The organism is Saccharopolyspora spinosa NRRL 18395, from assembly GCF_000194155.1.
GTDB lineage: Bacteria > Actinomycetota > Actinomycetes > Mycobacteriales > Pseudonocardiaceae > Saccharopolyspora > Saccharopolyspora spinosa.
In genome coordinates, this window is the sequence record NZ_GL877878.1 from 1,154,670 (window position 1) to 1,172,792 (window position 18,123).

Annotated in this window: 15 protein-coding genes and 2 pseudogenes; 9 read left to right on the forward strand and 8 right to left on the reverse strand. The window is 68.1% G+C overall.

Annotated features, from left to right (window positions below; all coding sequences use genetic code 11):
- Nucleotides 1-235: 235 nt before the first annotated feature.
- From SSPN_RS0105795 to SSPN_RS0105810, 4 genes are read right to left on the reverse strand one after another with little or no spacing between them, the layout of a single operon-like run.
- Entirely contained in the window at nt 236-814 is a 579-nt protein-coding gene (locus tag SSPN_RS0105795) for a 1,2-dihydroxy-3-keto-5-methylthiopentene dioxygenase (RefSeq protein WP_010692862.1), read from the reverse strand.
- A complete protein-coding gene (mtnB, locus tag SSPN_RS0105800) occupies nt 811-1,437 on the reverse strand; it encodes a methylthioribulose 1-phosphate dehydratase (protein WP_010692863.1) in 627 nt (208 codons plus the stop codon). The genes SSPN_RS0105795 and mtnB overlap by 4 nt, the downstream gene beginning before the upstream one ends.
- Nucleotides 1,434-2,153 (reverse strand): acireductone synthase, encoded by a 720-nt coding sequence (mtnC, locus tag SSPN_RS0105805; protein WP_010692864.1) that lies wholly within the window; start codon nt 2,151-2,153, stop codon nt 1,434-1,436. The genes mtnB and mtnC overlap by 4 nt, the downstream gene beginning before the upstream one ends.
- Complete coding sequence (locus SSPN_RS0105810; protein WP_010692865.1) at nt 2,150-3,190, reverse strand: s-methyl-5-thioribose-1-phosphate isomerase; 1,041 nt, start codon at nt 3,188-3,190, stop codon at nt 2,150-2,152. The genes mtnC and SSPN_RS0105810 overlap by 4 nt, the downstream gene beginning before the upstream one ends.
- Before the next feature lie 356 nt (nt 3,191-3,546).
- Between SSPN_RS0105810 and SSPN_RS0105820 the strand changes: the two genes are divergently transcribed.
- From SSPN_RS0105820 to SSPN_RS0105830, 3 genes and pseudogenes are all read left to right on the forward strand, one after another.
- Nucleotides 3,547-4,143 carry a Tn3 family transposase gene (locus tag SSPN_RS0105820; RefSeq protein WP_010692867.1) on the forward strand — a complete coding sequence of 199 codons (597 nt, stop codon included), beginning with the start codon at nt 3,547-3,549 and terminating at the stop codon, nt 4,141-4,143.
- A gap of 423 nt (nt 4,144-4,566) precedes the next feature.
- Nucleotides 4,567-4,950 (forward strand): annotated as a pseudogene (locus tag SSPN_RS0105825) (amidase family protein); the annotation flags it as partial.
- A 130-nt stretch (nt 4,951-5,080) separates the two neighbouring features.
- On the forward strand, nt 5,081-8,218 hold the full coding sequence (locus SSPN_RS0105830) for a Tn3 family transposase (protein ID WP_010692869.1): 3,138 nt from the start codon (nt 5,081-5,083) through the stop codon (nt 8,216-8,218).
- Between the two features lie 129 nt (nt 8,219-8,347).
- Here the strand turns inward: SSPN_RS0105830 and SSPN_RS42610 are convergent, their stop codons facing one another.
- The gene (locus SSPN_RS42610; protein ID WP_063713914.1) at nt 8,348-9,322 is read right to left on the reverse strand and encodes a linear amide C-N hydrolase; all 975 of its coding nucleotides are present in this window, start codon (nt 9,320-9,322) and stop codon (nt 8,348-8,350) included.
- A gap of 384 nt (nt 9,323-9,706) precedes the next feature.
- Nucleotides 9,707-10,159, reverse strand: coding sequence for a DDE-type integrase/transposase/recombinase (locus tag SSPN_RS42615; protein ID WP_272941751.1), 453 nt, complete (start codon nt 10,157-10,159; stop codon nt 9,707-9,709).
- A gap of 301 nt (nt 10,160-10,460) precedes the next feature.
- On the opposite strand from SSPN_RS42615, the gene SSPN_RS42620 reads away from it, so the two are divergent.
- From SSPN_RS42620 to SSPN_RS62080, 6 genes and pseudogenes are all read left to right on the forward strand, one after another.
- Entirely contained in the window at nt 10,461-11,339 is an 879-nt protein-coding gene (locus tag SSPN_RS42620) for a tyrosine-type recombinase/integrase (RefSeq protein ID WP_237710461.1), read from the forward strand.
- The gene (locus tag SSPN_RS0105850) at nt 11,336-13,693 is read left to right on the forward strand and encodes a tyrosine-type recombinase/integrase (protein ID WP_010692873.1); all 2,358 of its coding nucleotides are present in this window, start codon (nt 11,336-11,338) and stop codon (nt 13,691-13,693) included. Before SSPN_RS42620 ends, SSPN_RS0105850 begins: the two co-directional genes overlap by 4 nt.
- A gap of 51 nt (nt 13,694-13,744) precedes the next feature.
- Nucleotides 13,745-14,539: a recombinase family protein gene (locus SSPN_RS0105855; RefSeq protein WP_083821841.1), complete on the forward strand. Its 795-nt coding sequence runs from the start codon at nt 13,745-13,747 to the stop codon at nt 14,537-14,539.
- A gap of 24 nt (nt 14,540-14,563) precedes the next feature.
- Nucleotides 14,564-15,656 (forward strand): annotated as a pseudogene (locus SSPN_RS42625) (amidase); the annotation flags it as partial.
- Nucleotides 15,657-16,004: 348 nt separating this feature from the next.
- The gene (locus tag SSPN_RS59345; protein ID WP_237710462.1) at nt 16,005-16,289 is read left to right on the forward strand and encodes a recombinase family protein; all 285 of its coding nucleotides are present in this window, start codon (nt 16,005-16,007) and stop codon (nt 16,287-16,289) included.
- On the forward strand, nt 16,186-16,452 hold the full coding sequence (locus SSPN_RS62080) for a helix-turn-helix domain-containing protein (protein WP_237710463.1): 267 nt from the start codon (nt 16,186-16,188) through the stop codon (nt 16,450-16,452). The genes SSPN_RS59345 and SSPN_RS62080 overlap by 104 nt, the downstream gene beginning before the upstream one ends.
- Nucleotides 16,453-16,634: 182 nt before the next feature.
- Here SSPN_RS62080 and SSPN_RS0105870 read toward each other — a convergent pair whose 3' ends face one another.
- Both SSPN_RS0105870 and mug read right to left on the reverse strand, forming a co-directional pair.
- Nucleotides 16,635-17,057, reverse strand: coding sequence for a hypothetical protein (locus SSPN_RS0105870; RefSeq protein WP_010692876.1), 423 nt, complete (start codon nt 17,055-17,057; stop codon nt 16,635-16,637).
- 279 nt (nt 17,058-17,336) lie between these two features.
- On the reverse strand, nt 17,337-17,924 hold the full coding sequence (gene mug, locus SSPN_RS0105875) for a G/U mismatch-specific DNA glycosylase (protein WP_010692877.1): 588 nt from the start codon (nt 17,922-17,924) through the stop codon (nt 17,337-17,339).
- Nucleotides 17,925-18,123 lie beyond the last annotated feature (199 nt).

An 18,123-nucleotide genomic window follows, 5' to 3' on the forward strand; every position in this document is an offset into this window, starting at 1 on the left:
GTCCGGGGAGATTCACCTGAGCGCCATCAGCGGATCGGCGAAGCCGTCCTTGCCGGCCGAAGAACAAGACCGAGACCAGCTCAACGGACTCTAAGCGCTACGGCCAGTGCGAATGCAGCCAATCGTTGCTTTCTGCGCGCCCGCTACCTGAACGCCCGTTAGACGGGGCCAACCCCTGGGAACGGAAAAAGCCGGGTGCGGACCGCGAGTCCGCATCCGGCTCCGGCATGGGGGATCAGCCCCGCGAGGCCATCAGATCATCGAACGACGGGAAACGCTCCGCCGTGTTGGTGTCGCAGAAATCGCCCACCCAACCGTCCTCGTCGTGGAAGAAGCGGATCGCCACGAAATCCGGGCGGGTGCCCATGTCGAACCAGTGCGTGGTGTTGGCAGGCACGCTCAGCAGATCACCCGCCTCGCACAGCACCGCGTACACCTTCTCGCCGATGTGCAGATAGAAAACCCCTGCGCCACGAGCGAAGAACCGGTCCTCGTCATCGTCGTGGGTGTGCTCGGAAAGGAACTTCTCCCGGGCTGCTTTGGCCTGCTGCTCCCATCCCGGATCACCGTCGCGCGGCGCCATCACCGCCGCGTCCACCTTGATGTAGCCCTCGGCGTCGATGACGGCGTCGACCTCGGTGCGATAGGCCGCCAGCACGTCCTCCGGCGAGGCGTCCTCGGCCAGCTCCTTGAGCTCCCAACGCCCGAAACGCACCCCGAACTGCTTGAGGACGTCCCCGATCTGCCCGGGGTCCTCGGTGCGAAACTCCACCGTGCCGGGATCGGTGTCCGGCCACACGGTCAGCAACGTCATGGCACTACCTCCTGGAATCCGTTCGTGGCCACGGTGAACTGGAACAGCCAGTCCAAGCATTCCGTGCGGTGCCTAGCCTGCACCAGGTCTCGCCCCCACACGTACACGCCGTGGCGCGCCACGATCACCGCCGGCGTCGCGGCATCAAAACCCGCCTCGAACGCATCGCCCAACACACCCATGTCCTGGCTGTTGGGCACCACCGGGACCGTCATCACGTCGTCGTCGCGGAGCCCGAGCCCCTTGAGCATCTCCAGATCCCGCAACACCACGCCGCCGGGCCAGCGCTGTCCGGCCACCACCGCCGAGAGCATGTGCACGTGCACCACCGCGCCCGCCCCGGCCACCACCGCGATCCTCGCGTGCAACCCCGCCTCGGCCGAAGGCCGCTGCGCGGGATTGGGCTGATCGGGCACGGTCTTTCCCGCAGCGTCCACGACCACCACGTCGGCAGCGGTCAGCTCGCCCTTGTCCAGGCCGCTGGCCGTCACCGCCAGCCGCAGCGGGTCCTGCCGCAACGTCACCGACAGGTTGCCGGAGGTGCCGCGCATCCAGCCCAGACCCGCCATCCGCGCCGACTCCGCAGCCAGCGCCGCCCCGGCCTGGTCCAGCTCGCTGCTCACGCGATCACCTCAAGCTCAACATCGTCGAAAGTGGACACCACCGGGTGCGTCCCGAAATCGGCGTCCGCGAACGGTTCCCCGGCCCGGGCAACGCCCACCGTCCGCCAGCCCGCCGCCGTGGCGGCGTCCAGTTCCGCGGGCACATCGGAGAAGAACACGATCTCGGCCGCAGTGGCGCCCAGCCCGTCGGCGATCTTCTCGTAGGAGTCGCGTTCCCGCTTCGGCCCGGCGTTGACCGTGTCGAAGTGATGTGCGAAGAGCCCCCGCAGATCGCCGGAAGTCGTGTTGGAGAACGACGCGATCTGCCCGGCCACCGAGCCGGAGGAGAACACCGCCAGCCCCAGGCCCCGGTCGCGCCAGGACCGCAGCGCCGGCACCACGTCGGCGAAGTAGTCGGTGGTCAGCTCCCCGCGGGCGTAACCGTCGGACCAGATCAGGCCCTGCAACGTCTTCAACGGGGTGGCCTTGCGATCGGCGTCCATCCAGCCGTGCAGCACCGCCACCACCTCAGCGGTCCCGGCCGGCTCGCCCAGCCCGGCGTCGGCTTTGACCTGCGCGACAGCCCCGGCCACCACAGGATCGTCGGAGTGCGCGTCGATCCACAGCCCCAACCGCGGGCGCGCGTAGTCGTAGAGCACCACGTGCACTTGGCTGGTGGCGGTCAACGTCCCCTCGATGTCCAGCACGACCCACCGGGCCGCGACCTGCACGCTCACCGCGCCGTCCCCCGTTCCTCGTCCCAGTACTCGTGCACCCGCTCCGGCCCGAACGCGCCACGGTCGGTCACCACGGTCGTCACGAACCGCGGATCGGTGATGTCGAAGGCCGGGTACAGGCCCCGCACCCGCTCGCTGGCGCTGCGTCGCCCCAGGGTGTGCAGCACCTCGTCGCCGTCGCGGAACTCGATCGGCACGTCGGCGCCGGTGGCCGAGCGGGGATCCGGCGCGTGGCACAACGCGTGGAACGGCACCCCGAAGGTGTGCGCGGCCACCGCCAGCTGCAGCGTCCCCACCTTGTTGATCACGTGACCGTCCATGGTGACCCGGTCGCTGGCGGTCACCAACGCGTCGATCTCGCCCGCTCGCATCAGCGACGCCGGCATGGCGTCGGTGACCAGTGTGGTATCAACACCCATCTCCGCCAGCGTCTCCGCGGTCAACCGCGCGCCCTGCAGGTATGGGCGGGTCTCGGTGCACACGAACGACAGCTGCTTGCCCGCCTCCAGCGCCGCCTCGACCAGCCCGACCAGGTACAGATCGCCCCAGCAGTGCGTCAGGATCCGCCCCCGCTCCGGCAGCAGCGCCGCACCGGCGCGCCCCATCTCGCGGCTGCGCCGCCGGTACTCGGCGTCACCGGCCTGCGCGCCGGCGAGCGCCGCAGCGACCACGTCATCGCCGCTAGCGTCTACCGACGCCATGACCCACTCCACGGCCTTACGCGGCTGGTCGTTGGTCGGCCTGGTGGCGATCAACCGGTCACCGGCGACTCGCAGCCGCTCGCGCGCGGTGTCGGGCCCCTGACCGGCGGCCTCTCGCGCGGCCAGCACCATGCCCCACAGCACCGCGAAGTACGGCCCGGAGGACTGGGTCACCATGTCCTCGACCGCCGCGGCGACCTCCTCGACCGTGCGGGCGTGCACCCAGCGGTGCTCGAACGGGAACACGCGGCGGTCCAGGATGTGAACCCCGTCCTCGGCCAGCCGTACGCTGTCGGCCAGCGTCGGCAACCCAGGGTGTGCGGCAGGTGGCGGCATTCAGGGCCTCAGCAGTATCCGTGGGAGGTGAACAGGTCTTCACCCCAGGGTATCGATCCCGGTCCACTCACCGGAAACGAGATCCACGACGACAGACAAGCTGGGGCCGGGGGTATGCCGGCGGTTGGGCGGCCTGGCGGACGAGGACGGGCTGCTGGCGGAGTTGAAGGCAAACCCCGGCCCGCTGGGGTTGGACACGCTGTTCGCCGAGATCGGCAAGATCGGCAAGGCACGGTGAAGGCGCTCGGCCTGCCGGATGACCTGTTCACCGACACCTCCGGTCGGCTGGTGGGCTCCTGGCGGGCGCGGGCCGCGCGCGGAAGTACCCCTCGGACCTCAAAGCCTGCGACGAGCCGGTGCGGGTCACGCTGCTGGCGGCGCTGTGCTGGACCCGGCAGATGGAGATCACCGATGGCCTGGTGGAGCTTCTGACGGGGCTGATCCACCGGGTCAACGCCCGCGCGCAGCGGCGGGTGGAGAAAGCCCTGACCGAGGGGCTGCTGCGGCACTGCACGGACGCGGACATCGAGGCCAACTACACCGACACCCACGGCGCCAGCGTGGTCGGGTTCGCGTTCACAGAACTGTTGGGCTTCAAGCTGCCGAGGATGAAGAACACCGGGTCGGTGCGGCTGTACATCCCGGACGACGGCCCGGCCGCGTGGCCCCGGCTGGAGCGGGTGGTGAAGAACCGGCCGATCGACTGGGAGCTGATCGAGCGCAACTACGACCAGATGGTCAAACACGCGACCGCCCTGCGGCTGGGCACCGCCGAGGCCGAGCAGGTGCTGCGCCGGTTCACCAAGGGCGGCGGCCCCAAGCGCCCTGTCTACCTCGCCTGGAGGAGCTGGGCCGCGTGGTGCGCACGATCACCAGCGCCCTTCTGGTGCGACGGGTTCTGGACGATCCCGGGTGGGAGAAGCGCATGGGCGCGGAGGACCGCCGCGCCCTGAGCGCTCTCTTCTGGACCCACGTGAATCCGTACGGCAGGTTCCTGCTCGACAATGGACAAACGCCTGGCCCTGGACGTGAGGGCGGCATAGCCGGACTGGCGAAACGCCCTCCCGGCGGCAGGACGTCGAGGAACATGACGACAATTGCCCGTCGGCAAAAGATGTTTTGGGCAGGACCCAATGGCGATCGGGAACATCAACGGTCAGCGGACAAGAATTGAGACATCCGTCCTGTTGAACGACGCGGCATTTCATGGCCTGTGCCGGTGAAGTTGGCCCACTGTCGGCGCTGTGACCTGGGGTGGGCCATCTTCGATGGCAGAATGAGTGCGCGACTTCGCCGGTGAAGGTGGCCCGTTCGGCTTCCCCGTTGCGCGAAGCGGCATTTCATGGCCTCTGTGGCAGGCCGATAGCTTCGGATTCATGGAGTGGAGTTTTCTCGCGGCCGAAGAGCTTTCGGCTGCTTTGCGTGCCGGTGAGGTGACCTCGGTGGAATTGACCGACGAGGCGATCGCCCGTATCGAGTGCGACGACCAGGTGATCAACGCGATCTGCGTGCCGGACTTCGACCGTGCGCGGGCCGCCGCTCGTGGCGCGGACCAGGCGCGTGCCCGCGGCGAGGACCGGCCGTTGTTCGGTATTCCGGTGACGGTCAAGGAGTCCTACAACATCGCCGGGCTGCCCACGACCTGGGGCATGCCGCCGCACCGGAACTATGTGCCGGCCGAGGACGCGGTGCAGGTGTCGCGGCTGAAGGCCGCAGGCGCGGTGGTGCTCGGTAAGACCAATGTCGGACATGGGGACCAACGGAACAGTCAGTATCGGTGAGAACGATCATGGTCGCGCGGTCATGATCTTCTAGCACAGGTGACCTACCCCATGCGGACTTTCAGTGAAAGATCCACGGTCCCTCGCTGCGGGTGGTTATGTCCGCCGCATGCCGGTGGAGTTTTTAACTGATGAACAGGCTGCGGCGTACGGGAAGTTCGCCGACGAGCCGACACGGCCCGAGTTGGAGCGGTTCTTCTTCCTCGACGATGTCGACCGGGATCTGATCGCGCTGCGTCGTACACAGCATCACCAGCTCGGGTTCGCCCTTCAGATGTGCACGGTTCGGTATGTGGGGCTGTTCCTGGGTGAGGACCCGCTGGATGTGCCGTGGCCGGTGGTGGAGCACCTGGCCGGGCAGCTGGGCATCGAGGACGCCTCGTGTGTGAAGCGGTACACGGACCGGCGGCAGACGGTGTACGACCATGCGTGGGAGATCCGTGAGGCGTACGGCTACCACCTGTTCGAGGACCATGATCAGGGCCGGAAGTTCCGGGCGTTCCTGCACGGCCGGGCATGGACGGCGCACGCGGAGGGGCCCAAGGCGCTCTTTGATCACTCGGTGGGCTGGCTGCGCCGCAACCGGGTGCTGCTGCCGGGGGTGAGCGTGCTGGCCCGGCAGGTCGCCGAGGTCCGCGGAATCGCGGAGCAGCGGCTGCACTCGGCGGTCACCAAGGCGGCCCGGCGGGCGGATCCGGCGCTGCCCGCCGACCTGGTCGCCACGCTGAAGACGCCGGAGGGCAAGCGGTATTCGGAGCTGGAGCGGATGCGCCGGCCGCCGACACGGACCACTGGCACCGCGATGAAGGCCGCGTTGCAGCGGGTCGATGACATCGCGTCCTTCCAGCTGGGACGCCTCAAGCTGGAGCAGATCCCGCCGAACCGGCTGTCCGCGCTGGCCCGGTACGGACTGGGCACCAAGGCACCGAAGCTGGAGCGGACCCCGGAGCCCAAGCGCACAGCGATGCTCACCGCGGTGATGCGTCACCTGGAGGCCAAGGCGATCGACGACGCCTTGGACCTGTTCGAGATCCTGATGGCTACCCGGCTGATCAGCACCGCCAAGCGGTCCACCGACAAGCAGCGCTTGTCGACTCTGCCGCAGCTGGAGAAGGCGGCACGGATCACGGCCAGGATCTCGAAGGTGGTCATCGAGGAGCTGGAGCTCATCGACGAGACCGGCTGTGAGGTGGATACGGCCGCTCTGTGGCGGGCGCTGGAAGAGATCGCTCCCCGGGCCACGCTCTCCAGCGCGGCCGCCACGGTGGTGAGCTTGGTCCCGGAGGACGACGACACGGCCGAGACCGCGCTGCGCGGGGCACTGGCGCTGCGCTACAACACCGTGCGCCCGTTCCTGTCGCTGCTGGGCGAGTCGAAGGCGTTGGATGCGGCGCCCGGCGGCAGGAGGATTCTCACCGGGGTGCAGCGACTGCCGGCCCTGGTGCGGCGGAAGGTGTCGGAGAAGCCGCTGCTGCCGCGCGAGGTCGACGACAAGCTAGTGCCGGCGCACTGGCGCAAGGCGGTGTTCGCGAACGCCGAGCTGCCCCAGGGGGCGGTGGACCGCGACGCGTACGTGGTGTGCGTGCTGGAACAGCTCTTCCGCGCGCTCAAGCGCCGCGACATCTTCGCCTCCCCCTCGCACCGCTGGTCCGATCCGCGCGCCCGGCTGCTTCAGGGCAAGGGCTGGGAGGCAGTGCGTGAGGACGTCCTGGCGGGCCTGAGCCTCCCGGAAGACGCCGAACAGCACCTTCGGGAGCTGATCGACGTGCTGGACGCGATGTGGAAGCAGATGGCCGAGCGCCTGGAAGAGGCCGGCACAGACGCGAAGATCAGCATCGAGGTGCAGCCGAACGGCCGCGCGAAGCTGAACGTGGAGAAGCTCCACGCCCTCGGCGAGCCGAAGTCGCTGAACTGGCTGCGCAAGCGGGTCGAGAAGATGCTCCCGAAGATCGACCTGCCGGACCTGCTGTTCCAGGTGCACGCCTGGACCGGGTTCCTGGACGCCTTCGTGCACCTGGGCGACGGCAAGACCCGCATGAAGGACCTGGCCACCTCGGTCGTCGCCCTGCTCGTGAGCGAGGCGTGCAACATCGGGATGACCCCGGTCATCAACCCGAACCACGAGGCGCTCACCCGCTCCCACCTGGTCCACGTCGACCAGTACTACCTGCGCGCCGACACCATCGCCGCGGCGAACGCCGCGCTGATCGAGGCCCAGGCCCGGGTGCCGGTCGTCAAGTTCTGGGGCAACGGGCTGCTCGCCTCCGTCGACGGCCTGCGCTTTGTCGTCCCCGTCCGCACCATCAACGCCGTACCCAGCCCCAAGTACTTCGCGAAGAAGACCGGAACCACCTGGCTCAACGCGATCAATGACCAGGTCATCGGCATCGGGCAGATGGTGGTGCCCGGCACCCCGCGCGACTCCCTTTTCATCCTGGACGCTCTGCTGAACCTGGACGGCGGGGTGAAGCCGGAGATGGTCGCCACCGACAACGCCTCCTACTCCGACATGGTCTTCGGCATCTTCAAGATGCTCGGCTACCGCTTCTCCCCGCGCTTCAAGGACCTTCAGGACCAGCGGTTCTGGAAGGCGACGATGCCCGGCGCCGAGGCGGCCGGCGGGTACGGGCCGCTGGAGGCGATCGCGCGGAACAGGGTGAACGTGAAGAAGGTGATCACGAACTGGCCGGAAATGCTGCGGGTGGCCGGTTCCCTGGTCACCAACCAGGTCCGCGCCTACGACCTGCTGCGGATGTTCGGCCGTGAGGGCCACCCCACCCCGCTGGGGCAGGCGTTCGCCGAGTACGGGCGGATCGCCAAGACCCTTCACCTGCTCGCCGTCGTCGACCCGGTCGATGACTCCTACCGGCGGCAGATGCACAAGCAGCTCACCGTCCAGGAGTCCCGCCACAAGCTCGCCCGCGACATCTGCCACGGCAAGAAGGGCAGCATCCACCAGGCGTACCGGGACGGGATGGAAGATCAGTTGGGCTCGCTGGGCCTCGTTCTGAACGCCGTCGTTCTGTGGACGACGCGCTATATCGACGCCGCCGTCGCCCAGCTCCGCGCCGAGGGCCACGAGATCCGCGACGAGGACGTCGCCCGGCTCTCCCCGCTCAAGCACCGGAATTTGAACGTCCTGGGCCGCTACAGCTTCACCGCGTCCCAGCCGTTCCAGGGGCTGCGGCCTCTGCGCGACCCGGACGCCGTCGACCTCGACGATGACGACGACGGCCGGGACGAGTGAGTACCGCACCGCCGTCCGGGGCGGCCGAAGAGGGGGCCCAGCCGAGATACGGCCGAGAGGGATAGCAGGGCTTGGGGAGCCGTGGCGGTATGAGGGGCAGGACTCAGGCCTGCCCCCCATACCGATGTCCTAGGACCCTGACGCCACGAACTCGCCGGTCACATTGCCGACGCGGTCGGGTTCGTTCACCAGGTCGAGGATCAGCTCCGGGCGGCCCTCGGCGAGATCCAGCTGCGACAGCTCAACCCACACGACGTTCGGGCTCCGGGTGGACTCGAAGAAGTACCGCCGCTCGGTGCAGTCGGTGACGGTACGCCAGCGAGTGGGCGAGACGTTCGGGTGTAGCTCATCCACGATGCCGAACGGGGCAGAGGCGTTACGGATCACGCTGAACACGTACGCCGCGGCCTCTTGCGCGTCTGAGGCCGCCGGAAGCTGCTTGGAGTAGTACGCGGCGCGTACGAAACGATCCGTCGGCGCGACCCCTCCGGGCAGCGGCTGAACGCCTCCGAAGCCTTCATACTTCCCCAGATTCACCAACTGCGCATCGTACTCGGGCTCGTTCGTCATCACGGTGTACTTGTCGCCGTGGTGCACGGTGGTCCTGCCCTTGAGGAACTCGATGATGGCCGAGTCGCCCGTCGGATCCGCGAGCGCGATATGGCCCGTCCCCGGCTTGCCGTCGATCCTCATCTCGATGAGCTGCACACGTTGTGTCTCGATGTCCTTGACGGCTTCCTCGACGGTAGCGAAGCGGTCGAGCAGGCATTGGATAGCCGAGAAGAGCTCAAGACCAGGGCGCTCGGGGTCACGCGTTCCGTAGTCTGACACGGAGAGGTAGAGCCCACTGACCTGGAGCCCTGATTCATTGACGCCGTCGACCACGGCCTCGCCGTGCATGAGCGCGACGACGCTGCCGTACGTCGACACCCACTCGAAGGGCTTGGGGTCGTGGGGGAAATTGGGGGCGCTCTTGCGCGTCACACCACGCGGACGCACCGCCAGGACCGTACCGGTCTCTGCGAACCAGTCCATGCTCCGGCCCACAAGCACATTGCCGTCACCGGGGCGAAGCTTCGATGACCATAGAAGTCTGCTGCACATGCCCCAGAACGTAACCGTTTCACCACAAACCGTCGCCCGAATCGCCCACTATTCACCTATTTAGGGGGTCCGGTAGGAACGGAACAGAAACCCGGGGTTACTGTCACATTTGTTGACAGCCGGGCGGTTGCCATTTCTGACCGCCGTATCTGGCCCCTGTCATCAAACGAACGAATGAAGACAGGCGCGGCGGGCGTCCAAATGAACCCGGACTTTCCGGGGCCTCGATCCAATGAGATCCGATGGCGGATGATGACAGGGTTTACTGACAGCCAGGGTCGGACGCGACCACCGACACGGGGAGCGGCATGGCCAACCTGGTCTACAAGCGGGTGTCGACCGACCAGCAGTCGACTGTCAATCCCCTGGAATCGTGGAGACGTGTTATGCCACTTCGGCCCTGAGCTGCACGGTTGAGGCTGTCCGTGCTCGTGCCATGTGATGCTCGTACGTGATCGGGGCGAGCCCGTCGTTGGTGCTGTCTCGTCTGGTGGTGTTGTAGAAGTCCGCGATCCAGGTCGAAATCTTGATACGGGCCTCGACGCGGGTGGCGAAGTGGTGCCGGTGCACGAACTCGACCTTCAGCGTGGAGTTGAACGCCTCCGCTGCGGCGTTGTCGAGCGCACATCCAACCCGGCCCATCGACTCAACGATGCCCAGCGCCCGGCAAGCTGCCGCCGTCGTGGCCGCGGTGTATTCCGATCCGCGATCGGTATGGAAGATCACCCCGTCGACCTCTCTGCCCCGGGTCGTAGCGGCCATCCGCAGCGACGCCACCACTACGGCCGAGTCGTGGTGTTCGGACATGGCATACCCGAGCATCCGGCGGGAGAACAGGTCCTCGGTTGTATTAGTTACGTGGAATCACGCTCCTGAGTGGATCTAGGGAGTTGGCCTTCAGCGGGTGCAGGGGTGTGCCGTTGAGCCTGTCAATGATCGTCATGGAGAAGTGGCCGGTGCTCGGGCGGCACGAGCGGGCGGCGGAGTGGCTGCGGATCTGGACGGATTGCGGATCTGGACGGATCTGGGGCGGGCGCCTCGAACGATCGATGCTTACGCCCGCGGTTTGGCCGAGTTTCTGGAGTCGTGTGAGCGTCACGACGTTGATCCGTTGGCGGCGACTCGCGCGCAGGTTGCCGTGTTCGTACGGGAGCTGACCACCCGGCCTAGCCGCCGGGGCGTGAACGTGGTGGCCCTGGACTCGGGTGCCGGGCTGGCCAACGCCACGTTGCAGCAGCGGCTGGTGCCGGTGCGGCTGTTCTACGACTTTCTGATCGAGGAGGGACTGCGCGAGTCCAACCCGGTGGGCCGTGGCGCGTACACGCCTGGTCGGCGCTTCCGCGCTGGGCAGGGCAGTCGGCCGCTGGTGCCGCGAATGGTCAAACTGCCGTGGATTCCCAGTGATGCCGAATGGCTGCAGTTGCTGGCGGTCTTCCGCGACGAACCGATCCGCAACCGGGTGATGCTGGCGCTGGCTTACGACGCGGCGTTGCGGCGGGAGGAGCTGTGCTCGCTGCGCACCGATGATCTCGACCCTGCTCACCGCACGCTGCGGGTACGGGCGGAGACGACCAAGACCCGGCGAGAGCGGGTGGTGCCGTATTCGGCGCCCACCGGGCTGCTGTTGGCCGAATACCTGCGGCATCGGGCCATGCTCAGCCGGGCAAGGGGCCTGCTGTTCTTGTCCGAGTCGCGGCGCAACCATGGCGAGCCGTTGAGTTTGTGGACCTGGTCGAAGGTGGTGCGGCGGATCGCGCTGACGGCCGGGGTTCCCCGGTTTTCCACGCACACCACACGGCATTTGTGCTTGACGGATCTGGCCCGGACGGGCTGGGAGGTGCACGCGATCGCCACCTTCGCCGGTCATCGCAGCACTGATTCGACCCTGCGGTACATCCATCTGTCCGGGCGCGACTTGGCAGCGAAGTTGAACTCCTCGATGGCGCAGATCCACGCCTGGCGGGTGGGCACTCTCGCCGAGGCGAACTCCCCTGGAACCACTGAGGATTCGGCATGAACACCGCCGTCTCCGCCTGGGAGCCTGGGCGCCACGACGATCGCACGCCGTGGAGCTTTCACGTCGACGGGCGGGGCTGGGATCGCCGGGGAGAGCTAGCCGATGGCGAGTCCGCCGCGGTGCTGGCGCTGGGCCCGACGGGCCTGCGCCGCAACCGGGCGGTGGGCATCCCGCGGCGGACCGCGACCCACTGGAAGGCTTTGGACCGTTTGGTCGAGCCGCTCGATGCCGCCCGGGGTGTCTTGCATCATGGCGAGGACATCCGGTTCCGGCGCGCCGGGGCGCATGCGGCAGCACTCGTCTTGCAGCACTGCGTGGACACCGGCCGGTCCTACTGGGCCTGGACGGCGTGGGACTGGGCAAGACTGGGTGGTTCCAACGCGGAGGAGTTCCTCGCCGCCAGAACGCTGCCCACCGAGCGGACGGTGCGGCCGTTCCTGATCGCCCTCGGCTACCTCCTCGGCGGGTTCACCGGCTTCCACCATCTGGGCAACTTCAACCGACTGCACCTGGCCTGCCTGGTCTTCGGCGACGACATCGTCGAGGCCGCGATCAGCCAGGCCGCCGGCATTCTCGATCAGTGGGGCTACCGTGGCCCGCTACGCGTCAAGCACCGGCTGCGCGGCATCTTTAGCCAAGCCCTGCTGATCAACCGCAGCCCACGACTGGAAGACCTGACGACCGAGGCGTTCACCGCGCTGCGCGCCCACCCGGCCAACAGCGGGCGCTACTCCGAGATGCTCTATGCGCTGCAGCGCGCGGTCGCCGCGCTGGGCCACTGCGACCCACCGGTCCGCTCCGGCTACAACCACGCTCCCGGGATCGAGGGCACCGATCCGGCCTGGGCGGCATGGGTCGAACGCTGGCACGCCACCTCGCCGCTGACCCCACGAGTCCGCGCCACCGGCCGCACGATCCTGGCTAAGGTCGGCCGGTGGCTGGCCACCGAACACCCGGAGACCACTGAGCCCGGGCAGTGGACCAGGAAGACCTGCGCGGCCTGGGTCGCCGCCGTCGACCGCATGGCCGTCGGCGACTACGTCCAACGCCGCGACCACATCCACGCCCGCGCCGGAACACCGATCTCCCCACGCACCAAGGCCCACATCCTCATGGCCACCCGGATGTTCTTCCGCGACTGCCAGGAATGGGACTGGTTCCCCCGCCGGTTCGACCCCGCCCGGGCGCTCGCCGTCCCGCGCAGCGTCGCCTCCCTGATCGGCACCAACCCCCGCGTGATCGCCGACGAGGTCTGGGCCAAGCTGCTCTGGGCCGGGCTGAACCTGCAGCCAGCGGACCTGCCTGGCAACTCCGCCGACGCCTACTACCCCATGGACCTGATCCGCGCCATCACCCTGACCTGGCTGTTCTCCGGGCTACGCAGCGACGAACTCTCCCGGCTACGCGTCGGCTGCATCCGCTGGCAGCACGACGGACAACCCATCACCGCCAACTCGGCCGACGTCCTCGCCTGCAACGCCGTCTGCCTGCTCGACGTCCCCGTCCACAAGACCGGCACCGCCTTCACCAAGCCCGTCGACCCAATCATCGGCCAAGCCATCGAAGCCTGGCAGGCCAAACGGCCCGCACAGCCCCACCGCCTGGACCGCAAGACCGGCGAGCACGTTGACCTGCTGTTCTCCATCCGCGCGCAGCCGATCGCCAAGGACTACATCAACCACACCATCATTCCGGCACTTTGCGGCAAAGCCGGTGTCCCCACCGCGGATGTCCGCGGCAACATCACCAGCCACCGCGCCCGCTCCACGATCGCCAGCCAGCTCTACAACGCCAAAGAACCTATGACGCTGTTCGAGCTGCAAGCCTGGCTCGGCCACAAGGATCCCGCCAGCACCCAGCACTACGCGAAGATCACCCCGAACACCCTGTCCACGGCCTACACCGAGGCCGGCTACTTCGCCCGCAACGTCCGCACCATCGAGGTGCTCCTTGACCGCGCCGCCGTCACCTCCGGAGCCGCCTCAACCGGACAGCCCTGGCAACACTACGACCTCGGCCATGGCTACTGCACCTACACCTTCTTCGAGCAATGTCCACATCGGATGGCCTGCGCCCGCTGCGACTTCTACACCCCCAAAGACTCCACCAAAGCACAACTGTTGGAGGCCAAGGAAAATCTCCAACGCATGCTCGCCAGCATCCCGCTCACCGACGACGAACGCACCGCCGTTGACGACGGCCAAGCCGCGCTCGACGACCTCCTCGAGAAACTCACCGACATCCCCACCCCAGCGGGCCCCACCCCACGCGAGATCGGCGTTCCCCCATCCGCCACGCTGCTACCGATCGCCGACGTCAGCCACGGCAAACATGCACAAATGGGACAATTCTGATTCCACAGAATCGCGAGGTACAGCGGTCCCTCGTCGGTGTCGATCTGCGTGATGTCCCCGCACCACAGGACATCCGGCGCTACGGCGCCGGGCGACACCGTGCACATCTCCGAGATGTTCCGCCTCGTACGCGGCACCGCTCACATCCTCGACGTGCTCGATGTCCTCCACCGCGACCGTCTCGCCCTGCGCATCCACGACGGCGCGTTCTCCGCGATGGACCTCACCGCCCGCCACCCGCGCACCGGAGAGCTGCTGTCCACCGTGAAGTTCATGGTGCAGACCCTCGCCGCCGCCGGCGAACTCCAGCGTGACCTCCAGCGGGAACTGACCTACGACGGACTACGGGCCGCCGAAGCCAAGGGCAACAAGGGTGGGCGCCGCCCGGTCGTCACGGCCGCGAGGGCCGCCTCCGTACGCGCCGGATACCGGGGCGGCCAGTCCATCGCCGCCCTGGCCCGGGACCACCACGTCAGCCGCGGCGCCATCCGTACCGCCGTCACCGACCTCCTGCCCGAGTACACGGCCGTCGACCAGGACGCCCCCGCTCCGGAGCTGCCGGTCGTCCTCGACATGCCGGGCAAGGTCGCGGACTTCCTCCGCGTAGCCGACCTGGAGCCCGCCGAGCGTGCCGCGCTCGACCAGGGCGTCACCGTCCGGCGCGGCCAGGGCTACACCCTGCGTGTAACCGCCGTACCTGCGGTCCACCGCGCTCTCCTCGACCGCTGCCAGCCCCTCGACGGTGCTCAGGGAACCCCGGTCATCTCGGCACAGCGCAAGGCCCGCCGCGAGTACGAGAACCGCGTCAACGCCCTCCCGGACCATGATCGTTCTCACCGATACTGACTGTTCCGTTGGTCCCCATGTCCGAATGTGCCGTTGGGGCTGCAAGATCTGCAGAGTTTCAACGAGATCTACGGCACCACCAACAACCCGTGGGATCACGGTCGCACGCCGGGTGGGTCCTCCGGCGGGTCAGCGGCGGCGCTGGCGTGCGGATTCGGCACGCTGTCCATTGGCTCTGACATCGCCGGTTCGTTGCGCACCCCCGCGCATTTCTGCGGTGTCTATGGACACAAGCCGACACTCGGGCTGGCGGCGAACCGCGGTATGGTCCCGCCGCCCGCGCCGGCATTGCCGGTCGACCTCGACCTCGCCGTCGTCGGTCCGATGGCGCGCACCGCCCGCGACCTCACGCTCTTGCTCGACGTCATGGCCGGGCCGGACCCGCTGACGCTCGGCGTCGCGCACGACTTGACGCTGCCGCCCGCGCGCCACGAGCGGCTCCGCGACTTCCGGGTCTTGGTCCTCGACGAGCATCCGCTCATTCCGACCGGGTCCGCTGTGCGGGCGGGCGTGAACCGGGTGGCCGACGCGCTAGTCGCCGGCGGCGCCCGCGTCGAACGGCGCAGTCCGCTGCTGCCCGATCTGACCGAAGCCGCGACGCTCTACACGCAGTTGCTGTTTTCGGGCTCTGTCGCACGTTTTCCGGTCGGAGCGTACGAGCAGCTGCGGACTCGCGCCGCTGGGCTGAGCGCAGACGACCAGAGTCTCGGCGCGACGCGGCTGCGCGGCATGGTGTTCAGCCACCGCGACTGGGTCGAGGCGAACAACCGTCGCGAACTCCACCGCCACGGCTGGCGGCAGCTCTTCGCCGAGTTCGATGCCGTGGCGTGTCCGATCACGCCAACTCCCGCGTTCCCGCACGACCACGACCCCAATCTGTTGGAACGGCGGATCGACATCGACGGCGTCGAGTACCCGTACTTCGACCAACTCGTCTGGGCAGGCCTGGCCACCATGCCCCCCCCCCCCCCCCCCCCCCCCCGCCATACCAGCGGGCCGGTCCCCCGAGGGCCTGCCGGTGGGAGTGCAGCTCATCGGTCCGGCGTTCGAGGACCGCACCCCGCTGCGGCTGGCCGAACTGCTCGAGCAGAAGATCGGCGGCTTCCAGGCGCCGAAGGAGGGCGTACCACCGGGTGTCCGTCGAGGACGAGGTGCGGATTACGCAATAACCATTGGGTTCGCGGCTGGCGGCCGCGCCGCCGGAGTGTCACCGCCCTGATGGACGCGCTGGGCTGAGCCAAGGCGCCCTGCCCGCTCCCGCCGGAAGGCATCAGCCGAAGGCCAGCACAACCCCCCTTGTACGGTGATCCTCTGGCGGAGGCGGTCGCCTCCGCGGTCCGGTGAACAGAAACGATCGTCCGCTTTACAAGATTCTTGATCTTGGATTGGCCCAGGTGGCGCGTGTAACGCTTGCCGTGTACGCGCCAAAGTAAAGCGGTCGGGGGTTGGCGATACAGTCCGCGCCATGCGGATCGGCTACGCGCGGGTGTCCACCCGCGACCAGCACCCCGATGCCCAGAAAGACGCCCTGGAGGCCGCCGGGTGCGAGAAGGTGTTCATCGACAAGGTGTCCGGCAAGCTCGCCAGGAGGCCCGAGCTGGACAAGGCGCCGCTGTCGGTCAACCGGGAGGGCGACCAAGCTCGTGGTGACCAAGCTCGACCGGCTCGGCCGGTCCTTGGAGCTCCGCATCCGGCTCTCCAAGGAAAGCCTGGACTCCGCCAGGGCGCGCGGCCGCACCGGGGGCCATAAGCCCAGGCTCGGCCCCCGCCAGGTCAAGCTCGCCTGGCTGATGTACGACGAGAAGGACGACGACGGCAAACGCCGCTACACCGTCCAGCAGATCGCCGACGAGTTCGGAGTCACCCGCCCCACCATCTACCGCCACCTCGCCAACGCCACCCCCAAGACCTGATCCGCAGGTCAGCGCGCTAGCCGGTGGCTACTTTGGGGCTCGCCGTAGCTTCGGGCGTCCTGGGCCTATTACCGGGACCTGACCTGACGGCTGGGAACACGGCCCGCGATACAACAGTGGCCTTGGCACTAGCGCAGGATGCAGGTCTGCGCCGGTGCCAAGGCCACCGCTTTCTCGCTCCGCTACGACCGCTTCTTCTTCGGCGGATCCTTGCGTAGCAGATCAGGACCTATGATACGACGCACCACCCGGCGAACCAGGCTGCGCTTCTTCGCCGGCGCAGCCGGAGCCGGAGCCTGCGCGACCGGCTTGGTCCGCTCGGTCGGCGCCGTGACCGAAGCCTGCGGCTGCGGACCCGTCATACCCGCGGCCGCAGCCGACGGGCCGGCGTTGAGCCGCTTGGCGAACTCGGGCTGCTCATGGCGAATCGCGGGGATGTAGGGCTGGGTGACCTCCACCCGCGACGGGGCGTTGGCCATCGGTGGTGGTGGAGGCACCGCCGGGCGGGCCGGGACGACCACCTCGTCCAAGGGCAGCTGGCCCACGATGCGGGTTGTCGGCGGTCCCGGGTCCAGTCGCGATTGCGGGTCTTCCGACGGGTCCACGGGCTGGAACCACGGTCGAGCAAGGTCGTCTTGAATAGTCATCCGTATCGACTCTGCGGGGGGCAAACGGCCAATGTCACCGGATCAGGGGCTTCCTTCACCGGCGGATCAGACCCTACCGGTAACGGACAGATAAAGCACACCCCGTGTTCCCTAGCTCTCGTTCCGGGATCACACCCAGTGCCAGCACGGCCATTCGGCGTAATCAAGATCCGCCAAGTTGCCGGAAAACCCAGTCCTGCCAGCATCGTTTGGTTCCCGCCGGCGGTCCGATCCGGGTCAGCCGCCGCTACCGCCAAGACCCTGCTGCGGCGTCTCGTCGCCCATCGCGACCTGCCGCAACTGGCGGAACTCCGCAGCCAGGGTGCCCGCCGTCCAATGCGCGTTGAGCCCGCTGGGATTCGGCAACACCCACACCCCGGCACCCTCGATTCGCCGGTCTTGCCGGCCCACCGTCGCCCGCCTTTCGCCGAAAGCCACCCGGTAAGCGGTGATTCCCACCACGGCCACCCATTCTGGCCGAAACCGCCGCACCTTCGCCACCAACGCCAACCCGCCTGCCCGCAACTCCTCGTCGGAGAGCTCAGCCGCCCGCGCGCTGGCCCGCGCCACGAAATTGCTGATGCCCAACCCGAGGCCAGGCAACTCCGCCTGCTCGTCCGGCCGCAGCAGACGCGGGGTGAACCCAGAGGCGTGCAACGCCGGCCAGAACCGGTTGCCCGGCCGCGCGAAGTGGAAACCCGTGGCGCCCGACCACAGACCCGGATTGATCCCGCAGAACAGCACCCGCAAGCCGGGGGAGAGGACGTCCGGAATCCTCACCCCTTCTGCCGCGGCCAGCTCCTGCGCGCTCGGCCGGTTCCCCATCAACTCCCACCTCCGGTCCCCGCAAACCACACCGGACTTTAACCCGGGGGCCACCACACCCCGGACCGCGATCCGCCCACCCCGACCCCGGCCAGTCCCGCCGAGGTACCCGCCCCGCAAGACCGCCACCTCCTTGACGAGCGGGCCACGGGGGGAGCGGTCGACGTGGGTGTTCCCGAGAAGTAGCGCCGCGCCATTG